Raw genomic sequence first — 7,018 nt, 5'->3', positions numbered from 1 at the left:
TCGCGCCGGCTGCGGGCCGGCATCGCGACTCCGGCCGAGGAGATCCGCGCGGGCGTCGCGGTCGACGTCGCCGGGGTGGAGCTCGAGCACAGCGAGCACGGGCTCGCGACGGCACGCCAGAAGCTTGCCGCGATGTGGGGAGGCGAGGCGCCGCGCTTCGAACGCGCCGTCGGCGGACTCGATCGGCTTCCGATCGCGCCGCGCGCCGACGAGCTGCGGCAACGCCTCGCGGAGAGCCCGAGCGTCGCGCGCTGGCAGGCGGAGCTGCTGCGCCGAAACGCTTCGCGCGCGAGCGCGCGAAGCGAGCGGACTCCCGACGTGACGCTTCACGCCGGACCGCGCCGCCTCTCGGGTCCCGACGAGACGGCTTTCGTCGTCGGTCTCTCCGTGCCGCTTCCACTCTGGGACCGAAGGAGTGGCTCGATCGCGGAAACCGAGCATCGCGTCGCAAAGCTCGCAGCAGAGGCGCGCGGCGCGCGCGTCCGCGCGGCGGCCGACCTCGAAGAGGCGCGCGTAGGCCTCGAGGCCGCCACGGAGGAGGCGGGCCTGCTGAGTTCGCGCGTCATTCCCGGCACCGAGCGCGCGGTCGAAGCGCTGCGACGCGGCTACGAGCAGGGCCGCTTCGCGCAGCTCGAAGTTCTCGACGCCGAACGCGCGCGCCTGGCCGCGCGCGAGCAGTACCTGACCGCCCTCACAGAGGCGCACCACAGCGCGCAGCAGATCGAACGTCTGACCGGGGTTCCTTTGGAGGTCCAGCCATGATGCCCGACAAGCTCTCTCGCGCGGCCGCTCTGGCCGCTCTCGTGCTCCTGGCCGCTCCGCTCGCCTGCTCGCGCGGCGAGCACGCCGACGAGGTCGAGCCCGGGTCCTTCGAGCGCGGCCCGCATCGCGGCCGCTGGCTCGAGGATGGCGCGTTCGCCCTCGAGCTCACGATCTTCGAGCAGGGCGTGCCGCCGGAGTTCCGTGCCTACGTGTACCGGGATGAGAAGCCGATCGATCCCGCGAGCGTGGAGCTCGAGGTGACGCTGCGCCGTCTGGGCGAGCGCGTCGACCGGATCCGTTTCGCGCCGCGCGGCGACTGCCTGCTCGGGGACGCGATCGTCCATGAGCCGCACTCCTTCGACGCGGAGGTCGTCGCGCGCGAGGCGGGACGCGAGCACCGCTTCCGGTTCTCCTCGTACGAGAACCGCGTGACGCTCGCACCCGGGCAGCGCGAGATCGCCGGCATCCAGGTCGCCGCAGCCGGCCCGGCGACGATCCGCGAGCGCGTGGTCCTCTACGGCCGCATCGCGCCGAACGAGGATGCCCTCGCGCACGTGATGCCGCGCTTCCCCGGCGTCGTGCGCTCGGTGAAGGCGCGGCTCGGCGACGCGGTCGCGCGCGGCGATCTGCTCGCGACGATCGAGAGCAACGAGAGCCTGCAGGCGTTCGAGCTCCGCGCGCCCCTGGCGGGAACCGTGATCGCGAAGGACGTGGCGCCCGGCGAGTTCGTCTCGACCGAGCGCGAGCTGTTCCAGATCGCGGATCTCGGCAGCGTCTGGGTCGACCTCGACGTGTACCGCCGCGACTTCGGCCGCTTGCGGGTCGGGCAGACGGTTCGGGTCGACGCCGGCGACGGCTCGCCGCCCGTCGAGACCACGCTCGCGTACCTGTCGCCGATCGGCGCCGTCGGCACGCAGACGCTGCTCGCGCGCGCCGTGCTCGCGAATCCCGAACGTTCCTGGCGCCCCGGCCTGTTCGTGACGGCCGAGGTCGAGGTGGGCGCGGAGCAGGTTCCCGTGGCGGTCGCGGTCGACGCGCTGCAGCGCCTGCGCGACTGGGACGTCGTGTTCATCGCCGCCGGCGATGTCTTCGAGGCGCAGCCGCTCGAGCTCGGGCGAAGCGACGCGGCCCACGTCGAGGTGGTCTCGGGCCTGTCCGCGGGCCAGAGCTACGTCGCCGCCGGCAGCTTCGTCCTCAAGGCCGAGGCGGGCAAGTCCGGCGCGACGCACGATCACTAGGAGGCCGGAATGCTCGATGCCATCGTCCGCACCGCGCTCGCACGTCGCTGGCTCGTGCTCGGCGCGACGCTCCTGGCCGCGGCAGTCGGAGCGTTCAGCTTCACGACGCTGCCGATCGACGCCGTCCCGGACATCACCAACGTCCAGGTGCAGATCAACACCGAAGCGCCCGGCTACTCGCCGCTCGAGTCGGAGCAGCGCATCACGTTTCCGATCGAGACCGCGCTCGGCGGTCTGCCGCGCCTTTCCTACACGCGCTCGATCTCGCGCTACGGGCTGTCGCAGGTGACGGTGGTCTTCGAGGACGGCACCGACATCTACTTCGCGCGCCAGCTGGTGAACGAGCGCCTGCGCGAGGCGACGTCGCGTCTGCCCGATGGCCTCGAGCCCGAGCTCGGCCCGATCGCGACGGGGCTGGGCGAGATCTTCATGTACGGCGTCGAGCCGCAGTCCGGCGCGGCCGACGAGCGCGGCCGGCCGTGGGACCTGACCGACCTGCGCACGCTCCAGGACTGGGTGATCAAGCCGCAGCTCCGCACCGTGCCGGGCGTGACCGAGGTGAACAGCATCGGCGGCTTCGTGAAGGAGGTCCACGTGACGCCGCGCCCCGAGCGCCTGGTCGCGCACGGGCTCGGCTTCCGCTCGCTTCTCGACGCGATCGCGAGCAACAGCCTCGGAACCGGCGCCGGCTACATCGAGCGGAACGGCGAGCAGTACCTGGTTCGCGCGCCCGGACAGCTCCAGGATCTCGACGACGTGCGCCGGATCGTCGTGGGCAACGCAGACGGCGTGCCCATCCGCGTCGGCGACCTCGCCGAGGTCGCACTCGGTCCGGAGCTTCGCACCGGCGCCGCCACCGAGAACGGTCGGGAGGTCGTGCTCGGCACGGTCTTCATGCTGATCGGCGAGAACAGCCGCGCGGTCTCGCAGCGAACCGCCGCGAAGCTCGTCGAGATCAACCGGGGCCTGCCGTCCGGCATCGTCGCGAGAACCGTCTACGAGCGCACGGGACTGGTCGACCGGACCATCGCGACCGTGCAGCGCAACCTGGTCGAGGGGGCGCTTCTGGTCATCGCGATTCTGTTCGCGCTGCTCGGCAATGCGCGCGCGGCGCTGCTCACCGCGCTCGTGATCCCGCTCTCCATGCTCCTGACCTTCGCCGGGATGGCGCGCAGCGGAATCAGCGCGAACCTGATGAGCCTCGGCGCGCTCGACTTCGGCCTGATCGTCGACGGAGCCGTGATCATCGTCGAGAACTGCATCCGCCGGCTCGCCGAGGCGAGTCGCGATCGCGCCGAGCCGCTGGCGCTGCGCGAGCGGCTCGAGGTCGTGTCCGACGCGACCCGCCAGGTGGTCCGGCCGAGCGTGTTCGGGGTGATGATCATCCTGATCGTCTACGTGCCGATCCTTGCGCTCACCGGCGTGGAAGGGAAGATGTTTCACCCGATGGCGGTCACCGTGATCCTCGCGCTCGTCTCGGCGCTCGTGCTCTCGGTGACGTTCGTACCGGCGGCCATCGCCGTCTCGCTGCGCGGACGAGTGAGCGACCGAGAGAGCCGGATCATGCACGGCGCCAGATTCGCGTACGAGCGCGCGCTCGATCTTGCGCTTCGTCGGCCGATCTGGGTGGCCGCCGTCGCGGTCGTGCTCCTGCTGGTCTCGTTCGGCGCAGCCACCCGCATGGGGAGCGAGTTCATCCCGAGCCTCGACGAGGGCGACGTCGCCCTGCACGCGCTGCGCATCCCCGGAACCAGCCTCACGCAGGCGGTCTCGATGCAGCGAGCGCTGGAGAGCGCGCTGCGCTCGGTGCCGGAGGTCGACCTCACGTTTGCCAAGATCGGCACGGCCGAAGTCGCCACCGACCCGATGCCGCCGAGCGTGGCCGACGGCTTCGTGATCCTGAAGGATCGCTCCGACTGGCCGGATCCGCGTCGGCCGAAGGACGAGGTGGTGGCGTCGCTCGAAGCGGCCGTCGCGCTCGCCCCCGGCAGCAACTACGAGTTCACGCAGCCGATCGAGATGCGGATGAACGAGCTGATCGCGGGCGTGCGCAGCGATGTCGCGGTGAAGGTGTTCGGCGACGACCTCGAGCTCCTGGTCGAGATGGGCGATCGCGTGGCTAAGATCCTCGAGAGCGTTCGCGGCGCGGCCGACGTGAAAGCCGAGCCGATCACCGGCCTTCCGATGCTCGAGGTCCAGATCGATCGCGAGCAGCTTGCGCGCTACGGCCTGTCGCAGTCCGAGGTGCAGGAGGTCGTGCGAACGGCGATCGGCGGCTCGGTCGCGGCGCAGGTCTTCGAGGGCGACCGCCGCTTCGACGTGGTGGTGCGCCTGCCCGAGGCGCTGCGCGGCGACGTCGAGGCGCTCGAACGGCTGCCGATCCTGCTCCCCGGCGGCCGGCGCGAATTCGTTCCGCTCGGCGCCGTGGCGAAGATCTCTACCGGCACCGGACCCAACCAGATCAGCCGCGAAAACGGCAAGCGCCGCGTCGTGGTCACCGCAAACGTCCGGGGGCGCGACATCGGCTCGTTCGTCGCGGAGGCGGAAGACCGAATCAGCGAAGACGTGGAGCTCCCCACCGGTTACTGGACCGCCTGGGGCGGTCAGTTCGAGCAGCTCGAGTCCGCGAGCCGGAGGCTCCGGATCGTGGTTCCGCTCGCGCTGCTGCTGATCTTCGCGATTCTCGCGACGGTGTTCGGGTCGGCGCGTGACGCGGCGATCGTGTTCAGCGGAGTTCCGCTCGCCTGGACGGGCGGGATCGCGTCGCTGCTCCTGCGCGGCATTCCGCTCTCGATCTCGGCGGGCGTCGGCTTCATCGCGTTGTCGGGGGTCGCGGTTCTGAACGGCATCGTGATGGTCTCGTTCATCCAGGAGCTCCGGCGCGAAGGCCGCCCGCTCGACGCTGCGGTGCGCGAGGGCGCGCTCACGCGTCTGCGCCCGGTTCTCATGACCGCGCTCGTCGCGTCGCTCGGCTTCGTTCCCATGGCGCTCTCGACCGGCGCGGGCGCGGAGGTACAGCGGCCGCTCGCTACGGTGGTGATCGGAGGGATCCTCACCTCGACCGCGCTGACGCTGATCGTGCTTCCGGTGCTCTACACGGCGCTGGAGCGCAGAGCGGCCAGACGCGCCGCTACGGCTGCAGCACGACTTTGAGCACGTTCTCCTTGTGGTGCGCGAAGACGTCGTAGCCGCGCGGGCCGTCGGAGAGCGGGAGCCGGTGGCTGATGATCACGGTCGGGTCGAGCCGGCCCTGCTCGATCAGCGGCAGCAGCCGCGGGATGTGGCACTGCGGGTTCACCAGCCCCGTGCGCAGCGACAGGTTCTTCATGAACAGCAGGAACCAGGGCAGGGTGGCGGTCGCCTCGGTCAGCACGCCGATCACGGCGATGCGGCCGCCGGCCCGCGTGACCATGGCGGCCTGCGTGATGAGCTCGGAGCGGCCGACCGCCTCGATCGAGGCGTCCGCGCCCAGGCCGTCGGTGAGCGCGAGCACGCGCTCGCCCAGGTTCTCTCGGCTCGAGTTCACGGTGTCGCAGCCGCGCGCGCGCGCGCGGGCCAGGCGCTCGTCGTCGAGGTCGACCGCGATCACGCGCGCGGCACCGCGCAGGAACGCGCTCATCTGCGCGAACGTGCCGACCGGTCCGCAGCCGAAGACCACCACGGTGTCGCCGGGGCTCACCTCGGCCAGCTCCGCGCCCATGTAGCCGGTGGGCAGGATGTCGGTCAGGAACAGCGCCTGCTCGTCGGAGAGCTGCGCGGGCACCCGAAACAGATTCGTGTCGGAGAAGGGAACGCGCACCGCCTCGGCCTGCCCGCCCGGAAGCGAGGGCGAGAAGCCGAACACGTTCCCCGCGCCGCCTCCCTTGGTCATGGTCAGGCAGCCGCTGTAGACGCCGCGCCGGCACAGCGCGCAGTCGCCGCAGCCGACCGTGCACGAGGCCAGCACGCGGTCGCCCTTCTTGAAGCCGCGCACGCCGCGGCCGACCTCTTCGATCACGCCGAGGAACTCGTGGCCGACCGCGAAGCCGCCGGACGCGCCGATACCGTCCGGTATCCCGCCGTGGTACAGGTGCAGGTCCGAGCCGCAAATCGCGGTGCGCGATACGCGGATGATCGAGTCCGACTCGCTCTCGAGCTTCGGATCCGAGGTCCGCTCGTACCGGAAATCTTCCTTGCCGTGGTAGACGATCGCCTGCATCGCGCCTCTCCTCGTGCGTGGCTTCGAGCCGGCATTCTGGACGAGACACTGGAGTTTCTCCAACGGCCGCCCTGACTGCCGTGGTAGCCTGCCGGTCGACGCTTCGGAGGGTCCCTCCCATGGCTCGAGCTGCGCTCTGGCTCTTGATTCTGGCCGCCTCGCTCGCGGCCCCGGCTCGGGCCTTCGCGCAGATCGATTTCGATCCGATCCGCAGCGGAGCCGCCGGCTGTCCGGAGCTCGCGGCGGATCCCGCGATCGGAAACCTCGCCGCATTTCTGTGTCGGCCGTTCGATCGCACGCGCCTCGATCTTCCGATCAACCAGACCGGCAGCAAGCTCTGGGAGGTGCGGGCTGGCGCCTTCGGCCCGTACTCCCGCCCGAGCTTGACGTCCTCGGTGCGCGGGGCGCTCGGCGATGCCGAGTACCTGCGGCTGCAACAGCTGCTGCTCGACGGCGCGGTGCTCTCGCGCGCGGACGACGCGCTGCACCGCGCGCTGCTCGCCGAGGGTGATGCCGCGGGCGCCGCGGCCCTGCTCGGCCCGCCGGAGAGCCGCTTCGAGGCGAACCTGGCCGAGCTCCTCGACGCTCGCGCCGACCGGAATCGCTTCGTCGATCTGCGCTCGGGGCTGCTCGGCTCGCTCGGCGCGCGGGACACCGTGGGTCACTACGCGCCGGCGTTCGCGGAGACGCTGGTCGCGAACATCGGCGGATTCCCGGCGTCGTACGACGCGGACGGCTTCTCGGTCTACTCCGCGTACAACGCCTCGAGCCGGGCGAACCCGAACTTCGTCGGGCCCGACGGGGGGCGCGACACCGCCCC

General features: G+C 71.2%; 5 protein-coding genes. 4 read left to right on the top strand and 1 reads right to left on the bottom strand.

The window, feature by feature from the left end:
• From FJ108_17375 to FJ108_17365, 3 genes are all read left to right on the top strand, one after another.
• A partial coding sequence (locus tag FJ108_17375) for a TolC family protein (protein MBM4337661.1) occupies window positions 1-762 on the top strand: 762 nt, incomplete at its 5' end.
• Window positions 759-2,000: an HlyD family efflux transporter periplasmic adaptor subunit gene (locus tag FJ108_17370; protein MBM4337660.1), complete on the top strand. Its 1,242-nt coding sequence runs from the start codon at window positions 759-761 to the stop codon at window positions 1,998-2,000. The genes FJ108_17375 and FJ108_17370, both read left to right, overlap by 4 nt.
• Before the next feature lie 9 nt (window positions 2,001-2,009).
• Window positions 2,010-5,153, top strand: a complete 3,144-nt coding sequence (locus tag FJ108_17365; GenBank protein MBM4337659.1) for a CusA/CzcA family heavy metal efflux RND transporter — start codon at window positions 2,010-2,012, stop codon at window positions 5,151-5,153.
• Here FJ108_17365 and FJ108_17360 read toward each other — a convergent pair.
• On the bottom strand, window positions 5,131-6,471 hold the full coding sequence (locus FJ108_17360) for a zinc-binding dehydrogenase (protein MBM4337658.1): 1,341 nt from the start codon (window positions 6,469-6,471) through the stop codon (window positions 5,131-5,133). The genes FJ108_17365 and FJ108_17360 overlap by 23 nt on opposite strands.
• Window positions 6,472-6,581: 110 nt before the next feature.
• Here FJ108_17360 and FJ108_17355 point away from each other — a divergent pair.
• On the top strand, window positions 6,582-7,018 hold a 437-nt coding region (locus tag FJ108_17355), incomplete at its 3' end, for a hypothetical protein (GenBank protein MBM4337657.1).

This window comes from Deltaproteobacteria bacterium (genome assembly GCA_016875225.1).
GTDB lineage: Bacteria > Myxococcota_A > UBA9160 > SZUA-336 > SZUA-336 > VGRW01.
This window is presented reverse-complemented; position numbering and strand designations above follow the sequence as displayed.